The 23853-nt window shown below is 68.5% G+C and carries 20 protein-coding genes, 1 tRNA gene, 1 other RNA gene and 1 pseudogene; 10 read left to right on the forward strand and 13 right to left on the reverse strand.

Going from position 1 to position 23853, the window contains the following annotated elements; translation table 11 throughout:
- The first annotated feature begins 388 nt into the window (after positions 1-388).
- Positions 389-1600 (forward strand): hypothetical protein, encoded by a 1212-nt coding sequence (locus ACWDEW_RS12815; protein WP_450512253.1) that lies wholly within the window; start codon positions 389-391, stop codon positions 1598-1600.
- Here ACWDEW_RS12815 and ACWDEW_RS12820 read toward each other — a convergent pair.
- Positions 1597-2499 carry a phosphotransferase enzyme family protein gene (locus ACWDEW_RS12820; protein ID WP_450512255.1) on the reverse strand — a complete coding sequence of 301 codons (903 nt, stop codon included), beginning with the start codon at positions 2497-2499 and terminating at the stop codon, positions 1597-1599. The two genes, ACWDEW_RS12815 and ACWDEW_RS12820, sit on opposite strands and share 4 nt — an antisense overlap.
- Before the next feature lie 245 nt (positions 2500-2744).
- On the opposite strand from ACWDEW_RS12820, the gene ACWDEW_RS12825 reads away from it, so the two are divergent.
- The 3 genes from ACWDEW_RS12825 (at position 2745) to ACWDEW_RS12835 (ending at position 4792) form a co-directional block, all read left to right on the forward strand.
- Positions 2745-3431 carry a DUF317 domain-containing protein gene (locus ACWDEW_RS12825; protein ID WP_450512440.1) on the forward strand — a complete coding sequence of 229 codons (687 nt, stop codon included), beginning with the start codon at positions 2745-2747 and terminating at the stop codon, positions 3429-3431.
- 105 nt (positions 3432-3536) lie between these two features.
- A complete protein-coding gene (locus ACWDEW_RS12830; protein ID WP_450512257.1) occupies positions 3537-3995 on the forward strand; it encodes a hypothetical protein in 459 nt (152 codons plus the stop codon).
- A 98-nt stretch (positions 3996-4093) separates the two neighbouring features.
- On the forward strand, positions 4094-4792 hold the full coding sequence (locus ACWDEW_RS12835) for a hypothetical protein (RefSeq protein ID WP_450512259.1): 699 nt from the start codon (positions 4094-4096) through the stop codon (positions 4790-4792).
- Between the two features lie 48 nt (positions 4793-4840).
- Here ACWDEW_RS12835 and ACWDEW_RS12840 read toward each other — a convergent pair whose 3' ends face one another.
- The 5 genes from ACWDEW_RS12840 to ACWDEW_RS12860 form a co-directional block, all read right to left on the reverse strand.
- Positions 4841-5386: a hypothetical protein gene (locus ACWDEW_RS12840; protein ID WP_450512261.1), complete on the reverse strand. Its 546-nt coding sequence runs from the start codon at positions 5384-5386 to the stop codon at positions 4841-4843.
- A 187-nt stretch (positions 5387-5573) separates the two neighbouring features.
- The gene (locus ACWDEW_RS12845; RefSeq protein WP_450512263.1) at positions 5574-7298 is read right to left on the reverse strand and encodes a relaxase/mobilization nuclease domain-containing protein; all 1725 of its coding nucleotides are present in this window, start codon (positions 7296-7298) and stop codon (positions 5574-5576) included.
- Complete coding sequence (locus tag ACWDEW_RS12850) at positions 7295-7930, reverse strand: plasmid mobilization protein (RefSeq protein ID WP_450512265.1); 636 nt, start codon at positions 7928-7930, stop codon at positions 7295-7297. The genes ACWDEW_RS12845 and ACWDEW_RS12850 overlap by 4 nt, the downstream gene beginning before the upstream one ends.
- 126 nt (positions 7931-8056) lie before the next feature.
- Complete coding sequence (locus ACWDEW_RS12855; RefSeq protein ID WP_450512266.1) at positions 8057-9010, reverse strand: DUF2637 domain-containing protein; 954 nt, start codon at positions 9008-9010, stop codon at positions 8057-8059.
- Between the two features lie 373 nt (positions 9011-9383).
- Positions 9384-10919, reverse strand: coding sequence for a DnaB-like helicase N-terminal domain-containing protein (locus tag ACWDEW_RS12860; protein ID WP_450512268.1), 1536 nt, complete (start codon positions 10917-10919; stop codon positions 9384-9386).
- Positions 10920-11249: 330 nt separating this feature from the next.
- Between ACWDEW_RS12860 and ACWDEW_RS12865 the strand changes: the two genes are divergently transcribed.
- The 3 genes and pseudogenes from ACWDEW_RS12865 to ACWDEW_RS12875 all read left to right on the forward strand — a co-directional run.
- The gene (locus tag ACWDEW_RS12865; RefSeq protein WP_334456426.1) at positions 11250-11774 is read left to right on the forward strand and encodes a helix-turn-helix domain-containing protein; all 525 of its coding nucleotides are present in this window, start codon (positions 11250-11252) and stop codon (positions 11772-11774) included.
- A 122-nt stretch (positions 11775-11896) separates the two neighbouring features.
- Entirely contained in the window at positions 11897-12196 is a 300-nt protein-coding gene (locus ACWDEW_RS12870; RefSeq protein WP_329910105.1) for a helix-turn-helix domain-containing protein, read from the forward strand.
- Positions 12197-12206: 10 nt separating this feature from the next.
- Positions 12207-13436 (forward strand): annotated as a pseudogene (locus ACWDEW_RS12875) (tyrosine-type recombinase/integrase); the annotation flags it as partial.
- 659 nt (positions 13437-14095) lie between these two features.
- Here the strand turns inward: ACWDEW_RS12875 and ACWDEW_RS12880 are convergent.
- Together ACWDEW_RS12880 and ACWDEW_RS12885 are read right to left on the reverse strand one after the other, a co-directional pair.
- The gene (locus tag ACWDEW_RS12880; RefSeq protein WP_450512271.1) at positions 14096-14821 is read right to left on the reverse strand and encodes a PaeR7I family type II restriction endonuclease; all 726 of its coding nucleotides are present in this window, start codon (positions 14819-14821) and stop codon (positions 14096-14098) included.
- A 13-nt stretch (positions 14822-14834) separates the two neighbouring features.
- Positions 14835-16511, reverse strand: coding sequence for an Eco57I restriction-modification methylase domain-containing protein (locus ACWDEW_RS12885; protein ID WP_450512273.1), 1677 nt, complete (start codon positions 16509-16511; stop codon positions 14835-14837).
- Between the two features lie 30 nt (positions 16512-16541).
- Between ACWDEW_RS12885 and ACWDEW_RS12890 the strand changes: the two genes are divergently transcribed.
- Positions 16542-16673, forward strand: coding sequence for a hypothetical protein (locus ACWDEW_RS12890; protein WP_450512275.1), 132 nt, complete (start codon positions 16542-16544; stop codon positions 16671-16673).
- A 119-nt stretch (positions 16674-16792) separates the two neighbouring features.
- Here ACWDEW_RS12890 and ACWDEW_RS12895 read toward each other — a convergent pair whose 3' ends face one another.
- The 5 genes from ACWDEW_RS12895 to ACWDEW_RS12915 form a co-directional block, all read right to left on the reverse strand.
- Complete coding sequence (locus ACWDEW_RS12895) at positions 16793-18277, reverse strand: SAVED domain-containing protein (protein ID WP_450512277.1); 1485 nt, start codon at positions 18275-18277, stop codon at positions 16793-16795.
- Entirely contained in the window at positions 18277-19197 is a 921-nt protein-coding gene (locus ACWDEW_RS12900; RefSeq protein WP_450512278.1) for an AAA family ATPase, read from the reverse strand. Before ACWDEW_RS12900 ends, ACWDEW_RS12895 begins: the two co-directional genes overlap by 1 nt.
- Positions 19198-19227: 30 nt before the next feature.
- Positions 19228-19743, reverse strand: a complete 516-nt coding sequence (locus tag ACWDEW_RS12905) for an HORMA-1 domain-containing protein (RefSeq protein ID WP_334537308.1) — start codon at positions 19741-19743, stop codon at positions 19228-19230.
- Positions 19744-19745: 2 nt separating this feature from the next.
- Complete coding sequence (locus ACWDEW_RS12910; RefSeq protein WP_450512281.1) at positions 19746-20744, reverse strand: CBASS oligonucleotide cyclase; 999 nt, start codon at positions 20742-20744, stop codon at positions 19746-19748.
- Between the two features lie 230 nt (positions 20745-20974).
- Positions 20975-21062: transfer RNA gene (locus ACWDEW_RS12915), tRNA-Ser, on the reverse strand.
- Positions 21063-21133: 71 nt separating this feature from the next.
- Here ACWDEW_RS12915 and ffs point away from each other — a divergent pair.
- Positions 21134-21232, forward strand: an RNA gene (gene ffs, locus ACWDEW_RS12920) — signal recognition particle sRNA small type.
- Between the two features lie 113 nt (positions 21233-21345).
- Positions 21346-23655, forward strand: a complete 2310-nt coding sequence (locus ACWDEW_RS12925) for a DNA polymerase III subunit gamma and tau (protein ID WP_450512283.1) — start codon at positions 21346-21348, stop codon at positions 23653-23655.
- Positions 23656-23853 lie beyond the last annotated feature (198 nt).

Consider the following 23853-nt stretch of genomic DNA (forward strand, 5'->3'; position numbering starts at 1 on the left):
TGAATACTTTCCGTGCCGTCAACCCATGGAATTCGACCCGGAATCGCCGACCTGCCCTGCGGCGACAAATGCAACTCTCGTCGTGCGAAGGCGACTTCGGGAGCGTGTACTTGGGGGTGCACTCGTGCACTCCTGCGTGCGAACCTCCTGCACCCTGGGGCTGACCTGCGTAGAGTGACCGTGCGTCAAGCTGGGACTACGGCCGTTTTCTGGGGGTGCGATGGCAGACGGGAACTCCAGGCTGGTCGCGCTCATGCAGGAAGCGGACTTCTCTCACAAGTCGCTCGCTCGCGCGGTAGTCGTCGCAGCGGCTCGATCAGGGGGAGAGGTCACCTGCGATCACACGTACGTGACCCGGTGGCTCAAGGGCTCGATACCTCGCGGGAACATGCCGCAGTTCATCGCCGACGCCGTCGGGGCCAAGCTGGGACGCCGCCTCACCATCGATGACATCGGGATGGGCAACGCGGCGATATCCGCCTTACAGCCGGACCTCGGGCTCGACTTCGCGGACCACCCCGAGGCTACGGCCAAGACCGTGGCCGACCTGTGGCGCGCAGATCTTGCCGAGGCCGAGCCACTGGTCCGAGCGCAGCCGGACTCCGCGGCCTGGAATACCGCCACTCTGCGTTGGCTCGTCGCCCCGCCGGACGCAGCGCCGACGCGTACCGGTGGCCAGGCGATCGGCGCCGTGGACGTGGAAATGGTGCGCACCACCGCCGACGTGTTCAGCACACTTGACGGGAAGTTCGGCGGCGGCCACGCCCGACGCGCGCTCATCCAGTACCTGCACACGGATGTCAGGCCCATGCTCGACGGGCAGTACTCCGATGCCGTGGGCAAGCAGCTGCACTCGGCTGTGGCCGAAGCGCTCTTGCTCGCCGGATGGATGTCGTACGACAGCGGCCTGCACGGCATCGCCCAGCGATACTTCATCCAAGCCCTGCGAATGACGCAGACGGCTGGCGACAGGCTCCTGGGCGGAAGCGTCCTCTCGGCGATGAGCCATCAGGCCACGTTCATGGGGCGGTACCAGGACGCAGTTACCCTCGCCCGCGCCGCCTACATGGGGCCGGCCGCGAGCCTGGGGCCGACGATGGCCGCGCAGTTCCGTGCGATGGAGGCGCGAGGGCTGGCTCGCCTTGGCGACGAGCGAGGCTGTGACCTGGCCCTGGCGGAGGCGGAACGCAAGCTCAGTCAGAGGACAGCCGACAGCGACCCGTCGTACATCGCGTACTTCGACGAGGTGGAACTGGCGGCAGAGATCGGCCACTGCTTCCGCGACCTGGGCCGTTCCGTCGAAGCTGCGCAGCGGGGTGGGGTCTCGATCTTCGGTGACGGCCTGAACAACCGAAGCGACTTCTTCGCGACGATGGTGCAGGCCGAGGCGTACCTCAACCAAGGTGAGATCGGCCGCGGTTTCGAGATCGCCGTGGGCGCTCTGAGTCTCGGTGAGGGGCTGAAGTCGGCGCGCTGCGTGCAGTACGTGCGGGAGTTCCAAGGGCGCGTCACGAACCGGATGAGACGGGCCGCGGAGTTCCGCGGCTTCGCGGAACAAGCCCGGGCCTTCCGTCTCTGGCAGCAAGCTGAAGCCGCTTAGAACGGTGCCCAATCCCGCCGTGAGCCACCCGACCGCAGCGTCTCCACACGCTTCTCTACTTCTTCAGCGGCGCGCGGATTCGTGCCGGCGTTCTGCGCGAGCCAGGTGACCATCAGCAGTTCGCGGACGCTCCGGAGCACGGTGTACCCGGACCACTGCCGGACGTCGAAGCCGTAGCCCTCTGCGAAGTCGGCATACTCGGCTTCCGTGTGCCAGCCGAAGCTGTCGTAGTACATGGCCGTCTGCATGAGGTCCCACTCGCGGGGGCCAGCCGCGAAGCCGTCCAGGTCGATGACCTTCGGGTGTCCTTCGGTGTCGTGCAGGACATTGCCGACGTTGAAATCACCGTGCAGATGCCCCGGCGGAAGGGCGAACTCCAACTGCTCGTACTCGGCTGCCAGCTTCTCGGCCAGACCGGCCAGATACGTGCGGGTCTCGGCACGGATCACAGCACGTCGCAGACGCTGCTCAACCTTGTCGAAGGGGCGGAGGTCGGGTAGGGAGAAGTACGGCGGCTCCAGTTCGTGGAGCCGCCGCAGGAGCTCGCCCATCTCGCGCGTGCTGGCGTACTTCTCGCCGTCGGCTAGTCCTTCCCAGAAGGTCACGGGGTGCCCCTCGACGACGACGGGCTGTTCGGCTTCCGTGACGAGTCGCGCTGACGGGTAGCCTTCCGCCGCGAGCCATTGCGCGACAGCGACCTCTCGACGCACGGACGGGAGACGATCTGCGTGGCGACCGACGCGAGAGACGACCCGCCCGCCGTCGATGCGGAACACCGCATGGTCACCGAGCCGCAGCATTTCTGCGCCGTCGGGGTCTAGCCCCACCAGGACGCAAGCCCTACGCAGAATGCTCTCTGCCGCTGCGGAGTCGAACGCGGTCTGTTCGCTCGTTGTCATACCGTCTTACCCTCCCGTGCACAGGCAGAGCGAGGGTGATCCACCCCCGGGTACGAGGGTAAATGTGTCCCCCTTCTTTCCAGTTCGCCAGCGGCAGACAGGAAAGCCCCGGAAAGGACTGGTGCCCGGCCGCAAGCTATGTGAACGTACAACGCTCCGCCAGAACACCTACCCCGGAACCCACGGAGGCGCCCCTGTACCCGCGCCACCCCAGCGACCCCCTCCGCTCCGACTCGCAGGAGCCGTTGTACTGGGTCACCCCGCGCCACTTGGCCGGTGACGACAGCGCGCTCGCCGAGCAGATCGGGTCCACCCTGACCGGCCTTGGCTGGCGTATGTGGCCCACCTCCCGCAACACCTTGTTGTACGTGAGCCCGGACGAGCTGTGCGGTGCCGAGTGGATCCTCGCGGCCTACCCGTTCGAACTGGGCGAGTTGCCCGTGGCCTGGCAACTGAGCGCCCGCCCGCACGCCGACTCCGCTATGACGGAGTGGAACGCCTACTTCACCGCCGGCATTCCGTATGAGGCACTCGCCGACCTCCTCGTGGCGATCGACGCCCGCGAGACACCGGACAACGGTGACGAGGGTCCCGAGACGGTCCTCAACGCGCTCGGTGCCCAAGGCTGGGTCCGTGACCTGGACAGCCCCCACACCACCGCCATGGACCCCGGGTTCTCCGCCACCGTCTCCCTGGGACTGCAGCCGCCGCTCGTCCAGGACGCGGACCCGCGCCCTGACTTGATGGGGTGGCAGGCATGGGCGCAACCCGTTCTCTGCGCCCCGTATCTGTGGTGCGCCAGTTTCAGCGCCGGCGTCCCCCATGATCTGGTCGCCGCCTTTGCCTCCTCTCTGGCCTCGCCGGCCTTGGTGTCCCGCCGGACCCTGCCCAAGGACGCCGAGGGACGGCTCCTGGTCGTCCGCCGCAGCTGACGACCCGTGCCCAGGAGTGGCTGTTGTGCTGCTCCTTGTCGAGCGCCGTTTTCCCCTGAACGGACCGTTCCCCGAACTTGCCGATTGGCAGGGAAGGAGACCCATATGTTCCGAATATTCCGGCGACGTGCTCGTGTCGACCGTGAGTTCCGTGACGTCCAGCGTGCGGGCCAAGCGCTGCTGCAGATGCACACCGAAATGCCCTGGCCCGATGCATCCGGCTCGGTCGCCGCTACCGCCCAGGACGCCACAGGGGCTGCGCTGGACTCCGATTTCCTTCCGCCGGAATTCAGGGCGCCGTCCCGCCAGGACGTGGTCGGGTTCGTGATGCCCTGGTACCAGCCGCTCGTCATCGACGGCGAGGTACGTGAGTGTCCCGAGTGCGGCGCGTACCGGAACTGGGTTGTCCTCTGCATGCGCGACGACTCGGTGTGGCTGCGGTGCCGTGCCGGTCATACGGCGAGGGAGCTGGGACTGGACGCGGCTTGGTACAACCGGCACTCGGGTCCGGCCGACTACTGGCACCCCACCCTTGAGGACGGGCTGCGCCATCTTGGCCACTGACTCCCACGAAACCCCCTCTCCCCTTCCCCTACACATCGCCGGCCCCGGAGAGCCGGGTTAGCCAGACCTTTCATTCCGGGCCAACAATGGGGTTTCACATGCGCTTTTCCACCATGACCGCTCTCTGCCTGGGCACTCTGTCCGTCCTGGCCTTGTCGGCCTGCTCCAACGACAGCACTCGCGCCACGGACCCGACGTCTTCCGCCTCCGCCTCCCGACACCAGGAGAACGGGAACGCCCCAGCTGCGGGGCCGTTGTCCTCGGCCGCGTTGAGCAAGCGGCTTTTGGACGAGAGCGACCTGGGGGAGGGCTATACCCGCAAGGCGGAGCAGCCGAGCCAGCACGATGACGTCACCGTGACGGGTTGCCCGGCCCTGGACAAGCTCGACGGCGCCGCTGCGGTCGGCGGCAGCCTCGACTTCCCCCGCAAGGCGAAGGCGTCCTTCACCAATGCGGGCGGCAGCGATTCCGAGGTGGCCGAGGAGCTGTATAGCGGTACCGAAGACAACCTCTCGAAGGGCGTGGACCGGATCTTCGAGGCGATGACCTCCTGCCCCACGTACCAGGTGCTCGTTGGCGCCACCCCCGTCACGGTCACAACGCAGAAGCTGCCCGCTCCTAAGCTGGGCGAGGAGAGGTGGAGCCAACTACTCACCTTCATCGCCGGCGGACACAGCAGCGTGGTCAAGCAGACGGCTGTCCGTACCGGCACGGTGGTCGTCGTGGTCTCTGGCAGCGCAGTCCTGGTCGATGCCCACCTGGCGAAGGCCGTCGACAAGGCGGACAGGGCTTTTTGAGCGCGGGTGTGGGGCTTGACGCCATGGTGGAGCGGTCGGGTCCGGTGGTCAGAAAACTTGATCGTCCGTGGCCCCTGCAGACCGAAGGCGCCAGTTCTCCTCTTCCAAGGCGGCTACGCGGCGTTCGAGTTGAGCGCGGGTGGGCTTCTTCGGCGGCGGGGGCGGAGGAGCTGTCTTGGGAGGAGGTGAGGGTGGCTCCGCAGCAAGGCCGATGGGCTCGTAAGCCACGATCACCGAGGGGTCCTTCCCGCATTCGGGGCACTGCATCGAGTACGGCCCGTGCGTCGCGGGTGTGGCGACCTCTCGGTGTCGGCGAGTTTCAGCGATGTGCCCGCAGTAGAGCCGCACTCGCCACCGCATGATCTCGTGCTCCGGTGTTTTGAACTTCTGCATCAACTCCCATGCCCGCCTGAAAGCCTCGTGCTTGCGCCTGGTGATCTCGGGGTCGGCTTGCTCCCTTGCCCGTGCCTCTTTGACCTGCTCCTCGCTCCGCTTGCTGGAGGCTTCGCTCTGCTTCTGCTTTCGGTGGTCCGATCGGGTGAGCTGGTAGTCCTCCAGGGGAACGCCGCTGCTCTCGTACTCGACCTCCGCCATGCGATGCACCGTAAGTCCGGCGGCGTTCATCCCCAGTACGAGTACTCGGAGTTGATCGTTGAGCGGATACGACTGCACGAGGCCGAGCACCTCTGAACGGGGCTGTTGCTGGCTGTTGGCACAAATGCGTGACGGGCCCGACCGGGAGAACCGGTCGGGCCCGTCACGCATCGCGCAGCCGGTGGCATCAGCGGCGCGGTGCGCGCGATGCCGGAGGCGTTGCGGGGTGCCGCGCCATGGCCTGGCGGTCAGTGAGGCGGCTGGCTCGGGTGAGTTCCGGAGCTGGGGCGTAGGCGGGAAGGCCGGCCATGCGGCGCATGCGCCAGACCAGGACGTCGCTGATGGAGTCGGCGGTGCCCAGTTCCCTGCGAGAGGCAGCCTCGGCGAGGAGAACCTGTGGGTTGTGGCCTGCCTGCGCGGCGTCGGCGAGGGTGGCGGCCAAGGCGTCCCAGCCGGGCTCGGCCAGGACAGTATCGGCGACTTCGGGCAGCGTGGCGCGCACGGTGGTGGCGTGGTGGTGGCGCATGGACGGGGCGATACGGCGGCCACGCTCGCGCAGCACCATGAGGGGTTCGGCGGCTGCCTGCTCGTAGGCGGCCCGCAGGTGCTCGGCGGCCCGGCGGGCGGCCTCGGCCTGCTGGGCGTGCTGACGCTGGGCGTGCCAGTGGGCGGTGGCGATGGCGAGGAAGACCAGAGTGTCCAGGACCAGCGCGGTGCCAGCCCCGTCCTCGCCCCGGCCGAACGCGGGCCCGCTGTAGACCAGGTCGCGGGCCGCCCGGCGCAGGTCCTGCGCGTGGCGGAACTCGGCTCGGGTATGGGAGCGGGAGGCCCGCTCGAACTCCCATGCCGCCCGGCGTAGTTCGACACGGGTGTGCGGTGCCGAGGTCTTGGCGAGAGCGTCGAGGACCTCGCAGGTGGCGGAAATCTGGGCGGCAGCCGCGCCATCGTCGCCGCTGCGGTCGAGGACGAGCAGTGCTGCCCAGGCCGCGTGAGCGGTGGTGCGCCGTGCCACGGCGGGTGCCGAGGGCGCGGTGGGGCGTTCCGGCCGCTGGCTGTCGGTGGTCTCCGGTGAGGCGGAGTCGGTGGTGAAGCGCGCCTGGATGCGGGGCAGGGACAGGTCGGGGGCGAGCGTGGAACCGGCGTAGAAGATCGGCTCCTTCTCCCCGTTGCGGTCACCGGGCAAGGCGACCGTGTAGCCCTTCAGGTCGCCAGAGGGCAGCACTTTGGTGCGTACGAGAAGCCCGGCGTCCTTCAGGCGTTCCAGGAACTCGTCCGTGGAGGCGGCACCGGCCACCGCTCGGCGAACGGTCTCGCGCAGCTCCTCGCGCGCAGCGCGATCCCAGCCCAGGCGATCGGCCTTGTGCCGCTCGGCGCTGGTGGTGCGCTTCGCCGCAGTGCCGTCGCCGGGGGCAACACGATGGAGGTCGTAGTCGGCTTCGATGAGGCGGGCTTCGGCCTGGGCGCGTTTGCCGGAGCGGTGGTGGTCGGGGCGGCGGCCGTCTTCGCGGACGAGGGTGGCGATGATGTGGATGTGGTCGTCGGCGTGGCGGACGGCGGCCCAGCGGCAGCCGGCGCCGTCGCCGGGGTCGATGCCGGTGACCGCGACGATCCGGCGGGCGATGTCGGCCCACTGGTCGTCGGTCAGGATCGGGTCGTCGGGGGCGGCGCGCACCGAGCAGTGCCACACGTGCTGCTCGGGTCGCTGGTCTGCGTCGAGCAGGTGGAGGGGCTGGTCGAGGAGGTGAGCGAGGTCCTTCTTCGTGGCCGAGGGGTCGCGGCCAGGGTCGGGGGCCAGGTGGTCGAAGGAGGCGACCAGGTGGGGGTCGACGTGCTCCTCGTGGGTGCCCTTGCCGTAGAGGTAGTGGAGCAGGCCGAGGGTGCTGCTGCCCTGCCGGTGGATGCTGGGGATCAAGCCGCCTCACCCTCCTGACCCTGACGGTTGGCGACCCGGTCGACGGCCTTCTTCGCAGCATTGGCCGCGCGGTGGACGTCGGCGAGCACCTCCTTGAGATAGGGCACTTCGCCGCCGGAGTTGAGCGCCTTGGCCACCTGGTTGAGGTTGCTGCCGGCCCAGCCGAGCTGCCGGCGCATGGCGAACAGCTCCGTGAGCACATCGCGTTCGGTGGCGATGGTGACGGCGGTGCGGGACTGGTCGCGGGCGGCGGCCAGCGCGGAGTGGGCGAGGAAGCCGGCCACACTCATGCCGACGGCATCGGCGCCGGCCTGGATGATGGCGTGCTCGTGATCGCTGAGGCGGACGCTCTGTGCAGGACGCTGCTTCTTCGCGCGCGGACGCGCCTTCCCCTTGATCTTGGTCCGTCGTGTACGGCCGGCCTTTCCTGGCTGCGATCCGCACTCGGTCGCAGCCTCCCCGTCCGGCGCCCCCTGGTGCCGTGCGGGCCCCGCCACCCCCGGGGCGGGGTCGGATTCGGGCGCTCCCCCTGCGGGGGAGTGTCCGAACCTCCAACTTGCTGTGCTGTCTGGGGCTGGGGTGGTGGTTATCGCCTGCTGGGCGTCGGGGGTTTCGTGGTGCGGGTCGTGCATGGATTGGTTCTCCGTTGGGGTGCTGGTGCCGTGTGCTTCGCTCTGCTCGACCCCCGTGCCCTGTGTTGTTCTGCGCGGGGCACGGGGGATCCGGAGGGGTGAGGCGATCGGTGCGTTTGCGGCGGGTCAGGCGGTGCCGACGGGGGCTGCGTTGAGCTCCCTCTGCCGCTGCGAGGTGGCTTCGTCGAGTCCGTCGAGAGGCTCGGCCTGGCTGGTGCGCTCGGCCTGCAGTTGGTCGCGCAGGGCGCGGGCGCGTTTCTGGCCGATCCGTAGTTCGCTGCGCAGACGCTCGGCGCTCAGCCGGTCGTCGCTCCAGCCGGCGGTCAGGAGTCGGGCCTCGTCGAGGACTTCGGCGTCGGTGCGGGTGCGATCGGCGGTCGACTTGGCGGTGGCGGGGACCCGACCGGTCGCCCGACGTGGGGCGGCTCCGGTCGACTCCGCCGCAGCGGCCGGCTGTGGCGGTCGGGGAGCGGGAACCGACCCGTCGGCCACAGTGGGCCTCGTCACGGGCGCCTCGGCGACCTTCGCGGAGGTCGACTCGGTCAGCTGCTCGGGGGCCGATGCGGCCTGGTCAGACCTCGACCATGCGGCCTGCTCGTCAGCTTGCTGACTCCCCGACTCGGCACAGGCTGCTTTGGCAGAGTCGGCCGACTCTGGGTTGTGGTGTAGCACCTTCGCCACGAGGTCCGACCCGAAGTAGATCGACCCGACAGGGAGTGAGGTCGCCAGCAGCACGAGAGCCCAGTTCGCAGGGGCCCAGTCGGCCAGTCGGCCCCACTGGATCGACGTGGTGTGCAGGGCCGGAATGAGGCCGTGCACGTAGTTCAGCAGGAGGCTGGCGATCGTGTAGGTCGCCAGGACCCGCAGCGCGAACGTCCGGTCGGTACCGGTCAGCACGAGTGTCGCGATCAGTGCGAGGGCCATCAGCCCATCGACAACGATCGGGTAGAGCAGGGCGGCGGTGGAGTCGGCGCCGATGGCGCGGGCCACGTCGGACAGCGCGTTCCACGAGACCCGGAAGGCCATGAGGACGACGGCCAACAGGCCGACGACGAGGGTGATGCGTCCCAGGCGGTTCACGCGACGACCCCTAGCGGGTGTGAGTGCACGGTGGCCGTGGCGGGCGGGAGCAGGGCGATGCCGGCGCGGCTGCCGCGTATGGCTGCCGGGGGGCTCGGGGCAGGGGAGTGCAAGGGCGGGCTCCAGGGTGGTGCGGTGAGGCTTGTGGCGTGCGAGTGAGGGGCGTTCACGGAGGGGGCGTTCACGCGGGCCCCCTTCTAAAGGGGGCCCCGCGCGTGATCGCTTGGGCGCGTGTACGGCGTGGACGCTCGCGTGATCGCTTGACCTGCGGTTTTGCGGTCAGCGTGTGCGCTGTGAGCGGTTCACGGCCCGGTGTCCGCGTGAGGGCCGCGTGTACGGTCGCGTGATCGCTTCGCGCGGGCCGAGAGGGGGTTCAGCCGACGGCGGTGAGGTGGCGTGCGGAGGCGTAGTAGCGGGTCTGCTGTCCGCCTCCGGCTCCTCCGGCGACGCCGTCGGCCCTGGTGGCCAGGCCGCTGTCGACCAGGCGAGCCAGGTGGCGTCGTGCCTTTTCCACGTCGGCGCGGTCGGGGTCGCCCCCGCCGATCAGGACGGCTGCCAGCTCGCGGGCGGTCAGCCCGCCCGGGGCGTTGCGGAGCAGGACGGCGGGGTCCTTGCTGGGGTCGACCGTGGTGGTGCCGCGCACGTGATCGTGGGTGACATCCAAAGGGCCGATCTCCCCGGTGGGGGTCTTGAGGTGGTGCAGGGTGACGGCGGGGTCACCGGCCTTGCCGGTGACGAACAGGACGCTGCCCGCGCCGGAGACGTACCAGGTGGAGCCGTAGACCTGGTCCAGGCCGGGGCGCTGGCCACGCGGGGCGTCGGCGGTGGCCTTGCGCTGGTGGTGCAGCTCCAGGATCTCCACGCCCTCTCGCAGGGCGCGGTTGCGGGCGTTGTGGAAGGCGACCGCGAGGCTGTCGTCGACCATCGTGCTCACCGCGTCCTTGAGGCTGTCGATCACGATCGTGTCGGCCCGGTGGGCAGCGGCGAGATCCGCGAGGAGGTCGGGCTCCTTGTCCAGGCTGGCGGGCAGCGGGCCCTGCCAGACGACGAGCCCCTCGCGCAGGATCTTCTCGTCGGCGTCGAAGACCCGACGTGCCATGGCCTTGGCGATCTGCTTCGGGCGGTCCATGGCCAGGTAGAGCACCCGCCTGCTGGGCGCGACCGGCATCTCCAGGACCGTCTCCGACAGGCCCAGGCGGGCGAAGACCACCTGATGGGCCAGGGTCGTCTTGCCGACCCCAGGAGCGCCGACGATCATCAGGCTCTCACCAGGAGCCCAGACGGTCTTCTCGCGGGTTCCCCACAGGGGTTCGGCGTCTGCGCCGGTCTCCGTGACGAAGGACCACCCGTCGGTGGCGAAGCGGTTCAGACGTCCCTGACCCGAGGCGAGTGCGCGCTCGCGCTCGGCCCGCATCTCCGCCTCGACCTCGCTGCGTATCGCCTCGGGGTCGGCGCCCGGTTCCTGGGCGCGCTGGACGGTCCGCACGGCGGAGGCGAGCAGGCGGCGCAGCTCCGCCTTCTCGCGGATGATCTCCGCATGGTGCTCCGCGCTGCCGGTGCCGTAGAGGGCGCCGGCGAGCTGGTGCAGGTAGCTGGCGCTACCGACACGCTGCAGGTCCCCCTGCTGATGGAGCAGCTCGGCCAGCACGATCGGATCGGTCGGCCTTCCCTCGCGGTGCAGGGTGAGCAGTGCACGCCAGATGGTCTCGTGCGCGGGCCGGTAGAAGGCGGCGTCGCCGAGTACGGGCCGCACAGTGTCGATCACGTCGGCGCTGTGCATGCAGGCGCCCAAGACCGCGCGCTCGGCGTCGATGTTGAACGGGGCGTGGAGCATGTCCGTCGGCGGCTCGGCGTCAGCGGAGACGGTGGGGGATGGCGGCTGCGGGGTCAGGGGCGTACCCTGTGGCATGAAGCTCCTCTCCTGCGGGCCATATGGGACGGCAATCCCGGCCAGGCAGGTTGATCGCTAGGGATGGCGGTTTCAGAGGTTTGCGCTTTGAACCCCTCGGTGTCGCGCCGAGGGGTTTTCTGTGTGTCGGGTCTCCGGTCGGTGTCTGGGCAGGACTACCAGGATGCCACACGATATGCGAAACGCAATGCATCTCTGCCTAGAGCAGAGCGTGTCGATGATCACTGTCTATGCGTATCGCATTAATCCCCTGCCAAGCGCAGAGCTTGTGGTACAGTTTTGATTCCCTGCATATCGCAGGGGTGCCCTGCGACAGGAAGGAGGGGGTGGATGGCAGACGACGAGACCCCCGAGGGGATCTTGCTCAGCGGCGAGGAGAACGCCGCTGTACGGATCAAGCTCGAACGCGAGCGGCGCGGCTGGAGCACGACCGCTCTGTCCGACCGCCTGAACGAGGCCGGCTTCGAAATGAACCCGTCCGCGGTCTGGCGAATCGAGAACCGCAAGCGACGCATCAATCTCGATGAGGCGATCGGGTTCGCCGAGATCTTCGGCGTCGACCTCCGAAACCTGGCCGGCCCTCCGCAGCTCGCTGCGAAGGGCCGCGCCATGGAACTCATCGACAAGGTCGTCGCCGCCCACCAGGAGACCCAGCGCGCCCAGCACGTGTTCACCCGCGCTCGTGACGACTTCGACGCCTACATCGCTGAACACCCCGACATCCGCGAAGAGGCGGAAGCGATGGTCTCCAACGCCATCGCCGAAAGCCTCATGAAGATGAACGCGGAGATCTACGGGCCCCCGCCCGGCACGCAATCCGACCCTGAGCACGCGGACTCCGCTCCCGACGCGTAGCGCCTCCGCAGCCCGACCTGGGCCCCGCAAACCCCCAGGCACGGAACCACCGCACACATCCCGAGATCAACCGGCCAGGCCGGGGTTGCCGCCCCATCGTCTGCCAGGAAACGGACTTCTCCTTGCCCGAAAACGCCCTGCCCATCACCCAGATCGCCCAGCTCCTCGGCGTCTCCGAGACTGAGCTGCGCGCTCTGATGAACCAGCGCGACGCCTCCCACGGCGATGCCACCCTCGTCGGACTCACCGTCGCCGAAGCCGCACGGCGGATCGGCATCGGCCGCACCAAGCTGTACGAGTACGTCTCCTCCGGCGAGATCTCCTCCGTGAAGATCGGCCGACTGCGCCGCATACCCGCCGAGGCGCTGAACGACTTTCTAGCCAGGCGCCCCGATTCGGCGGACTACACCACCGCGGCTTGAAGGGGGCGGAATGACCAAGCCCCCGAAGTCCCGCCAGCCCAATGGTGCCTCCACCATCTTCCTCGGCAAGGACGGCCGCTGGCACGGCTACGTCAGTGTCGGCGTCAAGGACGACGGCAGCCCGGACCGCCGCCACGTCAGCCGCAAGACCCGCCCCGAGATCACCAAGGCCGTACGCGACCTGGAGAAGCAGCGCGACTCCACGGGCGTGCGCAAGGCCGGCCAGACCTGGACGGTCGAGACCTGGCTGATCCACTGGGTGGAGAACATCGCCGCGCCCAACGTCGGTGAGAACACCATCGACGGCTACCGAGTAGCGGTCTACCACCACCTCATACCCGGCCTGGGCGCCCATCGCCTGGAGAAGCTGGAGCCCGAGCACCTGGAGCGCTTCTACCAGAAGATGCAGGCGAACGGCAGCGCCGCGGGCACCGCCCACCAGGCGCACCGCACCGCCAACACGGCACTCAACGAGGCCGTGCGTCGCCGCCACCTCACCACCAACCCGGCCTCCATCGCCAAGGCCCCCAAGGTCGAAGAGGACGAGGTCGAGCCGTACACCCTTGAGGAGATCCAGCGCCTCCTCCTCGAAGCGGGCAAGCACCGCAACCACGCTCGCTGGGTCATCGCACTCGCGCTCGGCCTGCGCCAGGGCGAAGCCCTCGGCCTGAAATGGGACGACGTGCACTTCGAGGAAGGCGTGCTCGTCGTACGCCGGGGCCGCCTGCGGCCCCGCTACAAGCACGGCTGCGGCAACAAGTGCGGCCGCAAGCCCGGTTACTGCCCCCAGAAGATCAACACCCGACGCGAGACGAAGGACACCAAGACCCGCGCCGGCAAGCGTTCGATCGGCGTACCCGAGCAACTGCTGACCCTGCTGCGACGGCACAAGGAGGAGCAGGACCGCGAGCGAACCCTCGCCCGTGACCTGTGGGTGGAGAAGGGGTACGTATTCACCTCGCCGTCCGGCGAGCCGCTCAACCCCAACACCGACCACCACAGGTGGAAGGACCTCCTGAAGGCCGCCGGTGTCCGCGAGGGCCGACTCCACGACGCCCGCCACACCGCCGCGACCGTCCTGCTGATCCTCGGCGTCCCCGAGGCGGTCGTCGACCGCATCATGGGCTGGGAGCCCGGCAAGTCCGCCCGGATGCGCCGCCGCTACCAGCACCTCACCGGCCAGGTGCTCCAGCAGACCGCCGCGAAGGTCGGCGCTTTGCTGTGGGGACCGGCGCCCTCCCCGCCGGCATCGACCTCTGGAGGCCCCGTGCCCGGCCCGAGTCAAGAACCCGCTCCGGCGGACCGGACGGTGTACGTCGCCCGACTCGGCGAACGCGTCGTCCCGTTCCTGCAGCGCGAGCACGCGGATGTGGTGGCCGTGCAGTGGGGCGCTGACCATCCCAACCACGCGGCAGAGGTGGAGGAATGGGACCGGGAGAAATGGGAGGACAAGGGCCCCGGCGGCGCGCGGGCCATCCGCGACAAGATGCCCGACCGCCGGATCGTCCACCACGCCCACGCGGTGTACCTGTCCGGCGGCGACCGGCTCAACATCGGCCACGATGCCCAATGGTCCGTGATGGCCTGGGAGTTCGAGACCGACCTCTACACGGACCTTCCGGTCCGCTGGCACACCACCCGCCGTCCCGGCCAGGAGGTCGAGGCCCAGGTGCGAGGCACGGACGCGGACGCTGTCTCTACGGCCTACGCCGAGGCTTGTGCACAGGCTGTGGATCGCGCGAAGAACCCCGGCAAGTACGGCGATACACAGGGCTGATGTCAACCGAGTCCTGAGGGGGACGGCAGAGCGGGGCCTCGACCGATCCGGTCGAGGCCCCTCCACGCATGAGTCGACTGCCTGTAGCAGGCGGGTTTCCGCCGATCGCCGAGGCTGATGCCCTAGCCAGGAATGCCAAGGTCCTTCAGGTAGGTGAGACGGGCGTTTATCGCCGCTGAGAAGTGCCGCCAGTCGAGGCTTTCCACCAGCTCGATGGGCTTGGGGTTCTCGGCCGAGGACGTGACGTAGCACGCGGCGTCGTAGAGCTGTTCGGCCATGAGGCGCTCGCAGAAGATCCCGAACCGGTCCTGGTACGAGGTGTTGTGCCAGATCTCATCGGAGGGCAGGGCGCCCTTCGCGGTCTTGACCGGCCTCCGAGAACCTTCGCCGTCTTGCATTATGAAGAAGTAGCCGAGCCAGGGCTTCTCCTTCGGGTACAGCTCGGCGAGGGCTGCGCGGCGGAGGTCCACCGCGCTGCCGAGTGCTTCCTCTACCCGGTTGTTGTAGTTGTTGCCGTACGACGGCCCTCCGAGTGCCTTCATCTCGAAGGCCGCGACGAGTACGCCCTGGTGAACGACTACTAGGTCCCACTGTTTCTGCGGCCGGTAGTAGCCCGGCAGCTCCAGGCCCTGGGACTTGCTGACGCGGATGCTCTCGGGCGGGAAGCCGGCGTCCAGAAAGAACTTCGCCAAGAGGGTCGCGATCACGTCGAAGTGCTTGCCACCGCGTACCGATCCGGCTGTGCCGGCGCCCACCGCGGCTTTGATCGCGGACTGCTCGTTCTGGAGCTGTTTCGCACCCCAGTAGGCCGCAATGGCGTCTTCGAAGTCTTGGCGGGTGACCGTCAAGATCCGTCCCTCCCTAGTCAGGCAGCTCGGCGAGTCCGTAGACGCGAAGCGCGGCCTCCGTGGCGGCCTTCACGTCGCGCTTGTCGAAAGCCTCTGCAAGGGCAACCCGGTCGCTCTCGCTGATTGCTGCGGGGTCGGGCACGCGGATTTTGCGGAGGTACTGCGCCTGGAACCGGAGGGTCCCCCCTCGCATCTTGACGGCGTACGCCTCCACGAACGCTTCCGCGACCTTGGACAGCAGCAGACCACCGAGTACGCGCATGTCCCAGACGTCCGAGACGATGAAGTACAGGTTGTGGTGAGGGTACAGGCCGCCTTCATCAAGGACCGGATGGATCGTCAGCTTCATGTCCGGAAACAGCAGCTTGGGACGTCCGGTCAGGCGGTGGTCGACCTTGTCGATCGTCTTGTACCAGCGTTGGGGCTGCTTGGCCGCGATGTAGCGCTTACGCAGGGCGGCACCGTGCTCTTCGAAGTACTTGAAGAGCCGGGGGTGTGCGGTGAGGTCTACGAGGTCGCCTTCGGCAGTCCACGGGTTGACCAAGTAGGTGCCGTGCCAGTTCAGAGTGCCGCTGGTGGTGTCACGGACCATGGCCATCGGCAACAGCCGGTCACGTTCGACGAGGGTGTCGTCGTCCGTGAGGAAGACCTTGTCGGCGCCGGTGGCGATGCCGATGCCGACGCGTGTGCCGGTCTTGTCGTCCTCCAGCAGCCGGAAACGTTCGGTCAGCTCCTCCAGGACTGCCAGCCTGGCTGGTGACGCGGCCGGCCACGAGTCCTCGTCCGGGAACCAGTGCGGCATACGCGCGGCCTGGAAGGCCGGGGTGGTGATCGACTCCGACGTGCCCTTCGTGTACCAGTCGGCGAAGTCATGGGCCTGGGTGCTTCCGAACGCGCGGGTGGTGTCCGCTGCAACCGCCTCGCCTTGGGAACGGTTCGAGATGATCGTGATCGCCGGATAGGCCGAAACTTGATCATCGAAGGCGTCCACGTCGTGCATGACGAGTGCCAGATCCATGCTGAAGCGACGCTTCACCAGCTGCCGGAGCCGACTACCGTACTGGTTCCGCATCCAGCGGTCCGCGCAGATGAAGCCCAGCTGGCCTCCGGGCTTGAGGCTTTGCAGCGCGATCTCATAGAAGCCGACGTAAATGTCTGCTCGGCCGCCCATCGTGGGACAGGCGCTGCGATAGGCGGCCATCCGATGGTCGGGGACGTCTTCAAGGCGAATGTACGGAGGGTTGCCCACCACGTAGTCGGCACGGTGATCGGCGTCGGACTGCAGTAGGTAGTCGCCTTCTTCGACCCATGCTGCTGCCACCCGCTGAGCTTCCTCGGCCTGCCATCCCTCGTCCACCAGCTGCTTCTCGATGACCGCACGACTTTGTTTCACGTTGCGCTCCAGCAGGTCCAGAGCACGAACCGCCGCGAGCGCGTCTGCGATTGGTCGATTGTGTGCACGGCAGGAGGCACTGATTCGCGAAGCCACAGCCACCAGGAATGCACCCGAGCCGCAGGCCGGCTCGACGAGCTTTACGTCGCAGAGATCCTTGTCGGCCGTGTAGCCGAGAAGGTCGAGGATCAGGTCGACCACCCAGCGTCGCGTGAAGACCTCGCCGTGCTCCACGGCTTCCGCGGGAAGAGCAGGGAGACCGTGGAGATCGGTGTCAGGGAACAGAGGAGTGGCCACGTCTTGACACTACTAGGGGGGATCTCGGCCATGAGAGTTATCCACAGGTCGGCCCGCATACGCCGCCGCTACCAGCACCTGACCGACTGCTTCCTCAAGGACACGGTGGCCCCGGTCAGTGGGCTGCTTTGGATCCGGGCCGGCGAGCCACCCACGGCCTGATCCCATTGTTACAGGTGGGCCATGCGGGCTCCGACCGCCAACGGTCGGAGCCCGCACCCTGCGAAGCGTGCCCGCAACCCTCCGAACTTTGAGGTTCGGCGCCCTTGGGCTTGAGCCTCTTATGCCTCCACGGTGAATGCCGCTTCGTATCCGTCGCCGATCTTGATGTCCTCATAAACGACGGTCTGACACAGCCGGTTCCATCGGTTGCCCAGCAGAACTGCAAGTCCCATCGGGCAGGCGAGGAAGAGGTGCATGCGCTGAACTCGGCGAGTGGAGCGGCGGAGATGATCGCGGATGCCCACTGCCAAGGCGTTGGCGGCGGTGCTGCCGGGGACGGAGCCGTCGTTCGCTTTACCGCTCGGCGGGGCGAAGACGATGAGCTTACCGACCGGGAGGTCCTGCTCGCGCAGGTACTCCAGGACATCCCTGGTGATCTCCGTCGCGACCGCGATGGCGACAGCGATCTCTTCGCCTTGGCCAATCTCGTACTCAGCGACTTCCGGGACCAAGGCGGTCTCGAACGGGTCGTTGGTGGACCAGAGCTCGCTGCCGGCCCTACCCCGCTGCAGCGCTGCGAGGTCGGTCCCGGTGACCATGCGGAAGGTGGTACCAACCAGGAAGGCTGGCGCTAGACGGATGCTGCCTGTGACAGAGACGGCGGTCGTACCGGCGGGGAGGCGTCCGGGCGCGGCCTCAATGTCCGCCTGCAGCTGGGCCCAGGTATTCGGCGACAAGGGCCGACGCTTGGTGTATTCGGAGTCGCTTTCGAAGCGGTCGACCCAATCAATGGCGTGGTCGGCGTCCGGGGCCATCGGGTCTGGCTTAAGGGTGGCGATCGACAGGACGGCCCGAGCGGGGCCGGCCTTCAGGCCCAACTCGGCGACGGCGCTCTCGACCATTGCCAGCGTGAGCTCGCGCTGGCCGTCGCGGACCATCTTGGCGACCCATCCGGCTCCCGCCTCCAACGCCCGCTGGTCGTTGTGTAGACCCGTGACGGCCATCAACAGCTGCAGATGTTGCTGGTACTTGACCATGTTCACCGACAGGTCGAAGTGCAGAACCGACAGTAGGTCGAGGAGCTCGGCCTCGGTCAGACCTGCTTCCTCGGCCCACCGGGCACGGGCCTTGCCGCGATCCGACTTGTCTCCGCCGATACCTGCCTTCGGCATCAGGAGCCCGGTGCGGGCGTCGCAGACCTTCACCAGATCATCAGCGGGGTCGGCCGCCCTGTTGGTGACCAAGTGCAGTTCGACGCTGCCGCCGTCTGCGGTCAACTGCTTCCACGTCCTGGCGATCTTCTTGAGGATCGACGGGCCGCCGCTGCTGCTGGGCTTGGTCAGGTATCCCGCGTTGACCGGTGTGGCGCTGTCGACCGCGTACTTGACCTGCTTGTAGGTGTTCGGTGGAACGTCGCGCAGCAGTACGACGTCGTCGAGGTTGCCTGCGCCGTCGAGCTCGACGCCGACAGCACGGACGGGGTTGTGCGAGCGGGCGACGTTCTCGCGCAAGAGGGTCAGGCATGCCTCCCAAGCGACGAGCCATTGGTAGTAGTCGCCGGTGGTGCGGACGCTGGTGGGGCCGGGGGCGGGTAGGTGGGCCATCAGCGCTCCTCGGTGAAGACGGGGGTGGGCTCCAGATTCTCGGCAATGGCGAGGAGGTCCTCGTCCATGACGGGTCGGTCGGGGAAGGCGCGAAAGACGGCTGCCGGGACCAGGCGCTGGGTGAGGTCGGAGAAGGTGTAGCCGGGGCGGTCCTCGGTAGGGCCGGTGAGCTCGACGACCTTGTGGATGGTCTCCGGCCGGATGCCGAGTCCGTCGAGCGCTTGGGTGAGGACCGCGTGGCGCTGCTCGTCGCCGGGGCGGGTGAAGGTGAATGTGGCCGCGGCGCGGCGCATGACGGCCGGGTCGAGAGCGCCGACCCGATTGGTGCACAGCACGATGACGACTGGGAGCGCGGCGCCGGCCAAGCTGTCGATGCCGGCCAAGAACGCGTCGACGCCGGCCCGATCCTCGTGGTGCATCTGCTGGGCCTCGCGGGACTGCACCAGGGCGTCGGCCTCATCGATGACGAGAATCTGCACTGCGCGTGCTCCCCCAGAGCCCGACGCGCGCTTGCCCACCGCGTGCATGTGGGTAAAGGCGTCTCCGATGAGGGAGGTCATCTCGCCGACCAGGCCGCTACCGCGGGTGGCGAGCTTGAGCCGGTACAGGTACACCGGCAGATCGAGCCAGTCGGCGAGGTCGCAGCCGAAAGATTCGGCCAGTGCGGACTTTCCGGAGCCGACGTCGCCGGCGAAAACGAACAGCGGCGCCCTATCTGCGAACAGGGCGAGAGCGGCGACGTTGCCGCCGTGGTACTGCGTGGCCCAGGACCGAAGTCGGCGCGGGTCCGCGAGGAGCGCGGCTTCTTTGCGTAGGCGCAGCTTCGTCTCGTCCAGGCCGACCAGACGGTCGTAGCGGGCGCGTCGAGTGGGCTCGGGCAACTCGATGACGGGGTGGAACAGGTCGTCCTGGCTGGTCACGTGCTCGTTCCTCCTGCGGATGGCGCTGGACTAGTAGGCGACGTAGACGTCGCGTGAGACGCCAGTGCCGTTGCGGGCGTAGCCGTGCCCCGTGGTGCTGGTGCCCGCGAGGGCGCTCGGGGCGGTGCCGGTCGTCCGGGAGATCGGCAGATCCTCCTTGACCTCGGCCTGCTGGCTGCTGGTCAAAAGCGCGAAGGAAGAGCTGTAGGTCAGGAAGCTGTGAAAGGTGTAGCCGGTGAGGTCGACTGGGTCCGGGAAGCTGCCCGGTCGGGAGTCGATGAGCTGGCCGCCGGCCGTGGCCTTGTAGCGCAGGCGGAACTTCCAGGCGTTGGTGGCGGTGTCGCGGAAGCCGTAGTCGACGGTGTCGAGATAGCCGTCGCGCAGGAGCAGGGCGACCTCCTCGGCGAACTTCTCGATTCTCTCGAGGGAGGGCTCGCCGTAGAGGTTGTACAGCAGGCGCAGGTCGGCGGCGACTCTGCCTCCGACGTAGCGGGCATCGGTAATCGTGAACGAACCGGAAGCGGATCTGGAGTACGAGCCGGTCATGGTCACTCTCCCGGGAAGGTGGGGCCGAACAGCTCGCGCCAGAGGTCGAGCGCCTCACTCTTCGTGGCCGCGTAGGCGGCCGTCGTGAGGGTGTCGAGGGTGGTCTTGGCGTGATTGACCAACCGCTGGCGGTCGAACTCGGTGTAGCCGCGAGCGACGTTGTTTTCCGGGTTGACCGGGTCCCAGACCTGGATAGGGTCCGTTGTCGCGCTCACCTCGTCGGCCGGGTAGTAGTCGGTGAAGACGATCGGTGTCTTCAGGCCGGTACGGACGATGTAGGAGAGGACCTGCTCGATCGCCTGCGGATAGTCGTCGACCTGCAGCGGCTTTCCGTTCCAGCCGACGTCCCAGAGGTGCGCGACCAAGAGTTCGATCAGGAAGGACTTGCAGCGCAGCTGCGGATCGCCCTCCTTGCTCTCGCGGATCCACGCCTTCAGCAGGCGGATCAGCTCCCGGTAGCCGTCGCCGGCCTTCCCCTTGCGCTTTTCGATGAAGCGCAGGTGCAGCGTGACCGAGGTGAGTACCTTGATGCCGCCGCTGGTGACCAGGTAGCCCCGGTCGTCCGACTCGCCGGTGTAGAGCACGGGCACCACGTCGATCTTCAAGCCGGAGCCCCGCATAGTGATGCCGACCGCGTGGTCGGAGGGTTTGAAGTCCTCCGCGACCTTCGTCTTGCCGTAGACCTCTTTGCAGCGCTCCTCCAGCCAGGCCAGTACCGTCGAGACGTCGATGTCGGGGTCACCGACGCGCAGGTACGCGGCGACATCCGCGTCAGACCCTGTGCCGCGCCTGCGACGGATCGCTGTGTGCTTGGCCGTGCTGCCGGACGCGCGGAGCTTCACCAGGTCGAAGTCCGGGTGGTCGGCGATGTAGTCCTCCAGTCGCTCCCGCAGGTAGTTCACCTGGCGGCGGCGCTCCTTTGCCTCCTCCTTCGGCACGTTCACCTTGTTCTTCGCGAATGCCTTGAGGACCTCGTGGTCGACGTAGCTCTCCCCCGCCATGGCTGTTCACCCTTCACCTGAGGAGCCGATCGGTAGGAGCACAGGCTTACCACCCACCACTGACAAACCAGGTCGAAGTTGCGAGGGATACCCAGGCGCCGATAGCGGACCGTCTGCCGGGTCCTCCGGCTACGCCCGCCACAGGAACTGCAACCAAAACTGCAACCACGCACGACGAAGGGCCCTACCGCGAACGGTGGGGCCCTTCGACATCGTGCCCGGTGAGGCACTGGCGGAGGATACGAGATTCGAACTCGTGAGGGGTTGCCCCCAACACGCTTTCCAAGCGTGCGCCCTAGGCCACTAGGCGAATCCTCCGCGGCAAACAATACAAGACGTTGAGGAGTGCTCGCGAACTCGTTCCCCCCGCTCAGATCCTGTAGCCTGTGCGGAGCCCCTCACGCGGCGCTATCTGACTGAACTCCCCCAGGGCCGGAAGGCAGCAAGGGTAGGTTGGCTCTGGCGGGTGCGTGGGGGGCGCTTACGTTTCCGGTGTCAGTTCCTCCTGCCGCGCCCGGCGCCCCGGTGTCTGCCGCTCCCGTGTCCGCGTGAGCTCGCCCGTCGGCCCCCGTTGTCAGTGCGCGCCTATAACCTCGTACGCGTGTCGTCTCTCGCGCTGTACCGCCGTTATCGCCCGGAGTCGTTCGCCGAGGTCATCGGGCAGGAGCATGTGACCGACCCGTTGCAGCAGGCGCTGCGGAACAACCGGGTCAATCACGCGTACCTGTTCAGCGGGCCGCGCGGCTGCGGCAAGACCACGAGCGCGCGCATCCTGGCCCGTTGTCTGAACTGCGAGAAGGGGCCCACCCCCACCCCCTGCGGCGAGTGCCTGTCCTGCCGAGACCTCGCGCGCAACGGGCCCGGGTCGATCGACGTCATCGAGATCGACGCCGCTTCGCACGGTGGTGTGGACGACGCCCGTGAGCTGCGCGAGAAGGCGTTCTTCGGACCCGCGAGCAGCCGGTACAAGATCTACATCATCGACGAGGCCCACATGGTCACGTCGGCGGGCTTCAACGCCCTGCTCAAGGTCGTCGAGGAACCCCCGGAGCACCTCAAGTTCATCTTCGCGACCACCGAGCCCGAGAAGGTCATCGGGACGATCCGGTCGCGGACCCATCACTATCCCTTCCGGCTCGTGCCGCCGGGGACGCTCCGCGACTACCTCGGTGAGGTGTGCGGGCGGGAGAACATCCCCGTCGAGGAGGGCGTGCTGCCGCTCGTCGTGCGCGCGGGCGCCGGTTCCGTGCGTGACTCCATGTCCGTCATGGACCAGTTGCTCGCGGGCGCGAGCACCGACGGTGTGACCTACGCCATGGCGACTTCCCTCCTCGGCTACACGGACGCCTCGCTGCTCGACTCCGTGGTCGAGGCCTTCGCCACCGGTGACGGCGCCGCCGCCTTCGAAGTCGTCGACCACGTCATGGAGGGGGGCAACGACCCCCGCCGTTTCGTCGCCGACCTGCTGGAACGCCTCCGCGACCTGGTGATCCTCGCCGCCGTGCCCGACGCCCTGGAGAAGGGCCTCATCGACGCCCCGGCCGACGTCCTGGAGCGCATGCAGGCGCAGGCCGGCACCTTCGGCGCGGCCGAGCTCAGCCGCGCCGCCGACCTCGTCAACACCGGCCTGACCGAGATGCGCGGCGCCACCTCCCCGCGCCTCCAGCTGGAACTCATCTGCGCCCGCGTGATGCTCCCCGCCGCATATGGCGACGAGCAGTCGGTCATGGCCCGCCTCGACCGGCTCGAACGAGGCGTCAACTTCGCGGGCGCCGGCGGAGCGCCCGCCATGGGATACGTCCCCGGACCCGACGTCCACGGCGGCCATCCCCAGGCAGCCCAGGCCCAGGCTCATACGCAGGCCCAGGCTCAGGGTTACGGAGGAGGCGGCGCCCCATCCGTCCCGCCGGGCGGCGGTGCCGCTGCCGCCCGGGCCGCGGTACGAGGCCCAGGGGCACCCGGTGCCGCCCAGGCGCCCGCCCCCGCCCCCGCGCCACCGCTGGAGCAGACCCCCGCCCCCGCCGCCTACTCCCAGCCCGCCCCGCCGCCCCAGGCACCTCCGCAGCCGCAACCCCAGGCGCAAGCCCCTGCCGCCGCTCCCGCCCCCGGCGCCTGGCCCACCGCCACCGCCGCAGGCAGCGGTCGCCGCCCGGGCGGCTGGCCCACGGCAACCCCTGCGGGCGGCGGACAACCCCCGTCCGCCCACGGCACACCCGCACCCGCACCTACTCCCGCCCCCGCCGCCGTACCGGCCTCCGCACCCCAGGCGCAGGCCGCGGCCCCCGCTCAACCCCCGGCCGGCGGCCTCGACCCCCGCATGCTCTGGCCGAACATCCTGGAAGTGGTGAAGAACCGCCGCCGTTTCACCTGGATCCTGCTCAGCCAGAACGCGCAGGTCACCGGCTTCGACGGCACGACCCTGCAGATCGGCTTCGTCAACGCGGGCGCCCGGGACAACTTCAACAGCAGCGGCAGCGAGGACGTACTGAAGCAGGCGCTGGCCGAGCAGTTCAACGTCCAGTGGAAGATCGAGGCGGTCGTCGACCCGTCGGGCGGCACCCCGCCCCCGCAGCCGGGCGGCGGCTCGTACGGCGGTGGCGGCGCGGCCGGTGGCTACGGCGCCGCACCCGGTGGCTACGGCAGCCCCGCCGCGCCCGCCCCCCGCCCGGCATCCCCGCAGCCCACGCCCACCTCCGCGCCCCCACCCACGGGTACGCAATCGGCACCGGCGCCCGCCCAGACCCAACCCCCCGCCGCCCCCTCCCCGGCCCCCGTCCACCACACCGTCTCCGCCGAGGACGACACCCCCGAGGACGACGACCCCGACCTCGACGAGTCGGCCCTCTCCGGCCACGAACTGATCGTGCGGGAGCTGGGAGCGACGGTGATGGAGGAGTTCACGAACGAGTAGGGCGCCGCCCGCGACGCGCGGCACCCGCCCCTGCCCAGGCACGGACCGCGCCTCCCCACCCAGCCCCACTCCGATGCCCACAGGGACGCGAGGAACTGCGCGACCGCGCGACCAGCTCCCACTCACCCGCACCCCGCAATACACCCGAGCCACTCACCCCCCGGCCCGCCCGCAACCCCACGCTCGCCGCCGCTCAAC

It is taken from the genome of Streptomyces sp. NPDC001100 (assembly GCF_053598575.1).

What these genes read in the sequence shown, in the direction of transcription:
- ACWDEW_RS12860 (WP_450512268.1), bottom strand. Translation starts at nt 10,919, where the DNA reads ATGCCACAGGGTACGCCCCTGACCCCGCAGCCGCCATCCCCCACCGTC.
- ACWDEW_RS12840 (WP_450512261.1), bottom strand. Translation starts at nt 5,386, where the DNA reads ATGGCGGAGGTCGAGTACGAGAGCAGCGGCGTTCCCCTGGAGGACTAC.
- ACWDEW_RS12835 (WP_450512259.1), top strand. Translation starts at nt 4,094, where the DNA reads ATGCGCTTTTCCACCATGACCGCTCTCTGCCTGGGCACTCTGTCCGTC.
- ACWDEW_RS12820 (WP_450512255.1), bottom strand. Translation starts at nt 2,499, where the DNA reads ATGACAACGAGCGAACAGACCGCGTTCGACTCCGCAGCGGCAGAGAGC.
- ACWDEW_RS12910 (WP_450512281.1), bottom strand. Translation starts at nt 20,744, where the DNA reads ATGGCGGGGGAGAGCTACGTCGACCACGAGGTCCTCAAGGCATTCGCG.
- ACWDEW_RS12815 (WP_450512253.1), top strand. Translation starts at nt 389, where the DNA reads ATGCCGCAGTTCATCGCCGACGCCGTCGGGGCCAAGCTGGGACGCCGC.
- ACWDEW_RS12865 (WP_334456426.1), top strand. Translation starts at nt 11,250, where the DNA reads ATGGCAGACGACGAGACCCCCGAGGGGATCTTGCTCAGCGGCGAGGAG.
- ACWDEW_RS12850 (WP_450512265.1), bottom strand. Translation starts at nt 7,930, where the DNA reads ATGCACGACCCGCACCACGAAACCCCCGACGCCCAGCAGGCGATAACC.
- ACWDEW_RS12830 (WP_450512257.1), top strand. Translation starts at nt 3,537, where the DNA reads ATGTTCCGAATATTCCGGCGACGTGCTCGTGTCGACCGTGAGTTCCGT.
- ACWDEW_RS12890 (WP_450512275.1), top strand. Translation starts at nt 16,542, where the DNA reads ATGAGAGTTATCCACAGGTCGGCCCGCATACGCCGCCGCTACCAGCAC.
- ACWDEW_RS12905 (WP_334537308.1), bottom strand. Translation starts at nt 19,743, where the DNA reads ATGACCGGCTCGTACTCCAGATCCGCTTCCGGTTCGTTCACGATTACC.
- ACWDEW_RS12895 (WP_450512277.1), bottom strand. Translation starts at nt 18,277, where the DNA reads ATGGCCCACCTACCCGCCCCCGGCCCCACCAGCGTCCGCACCACCGGC.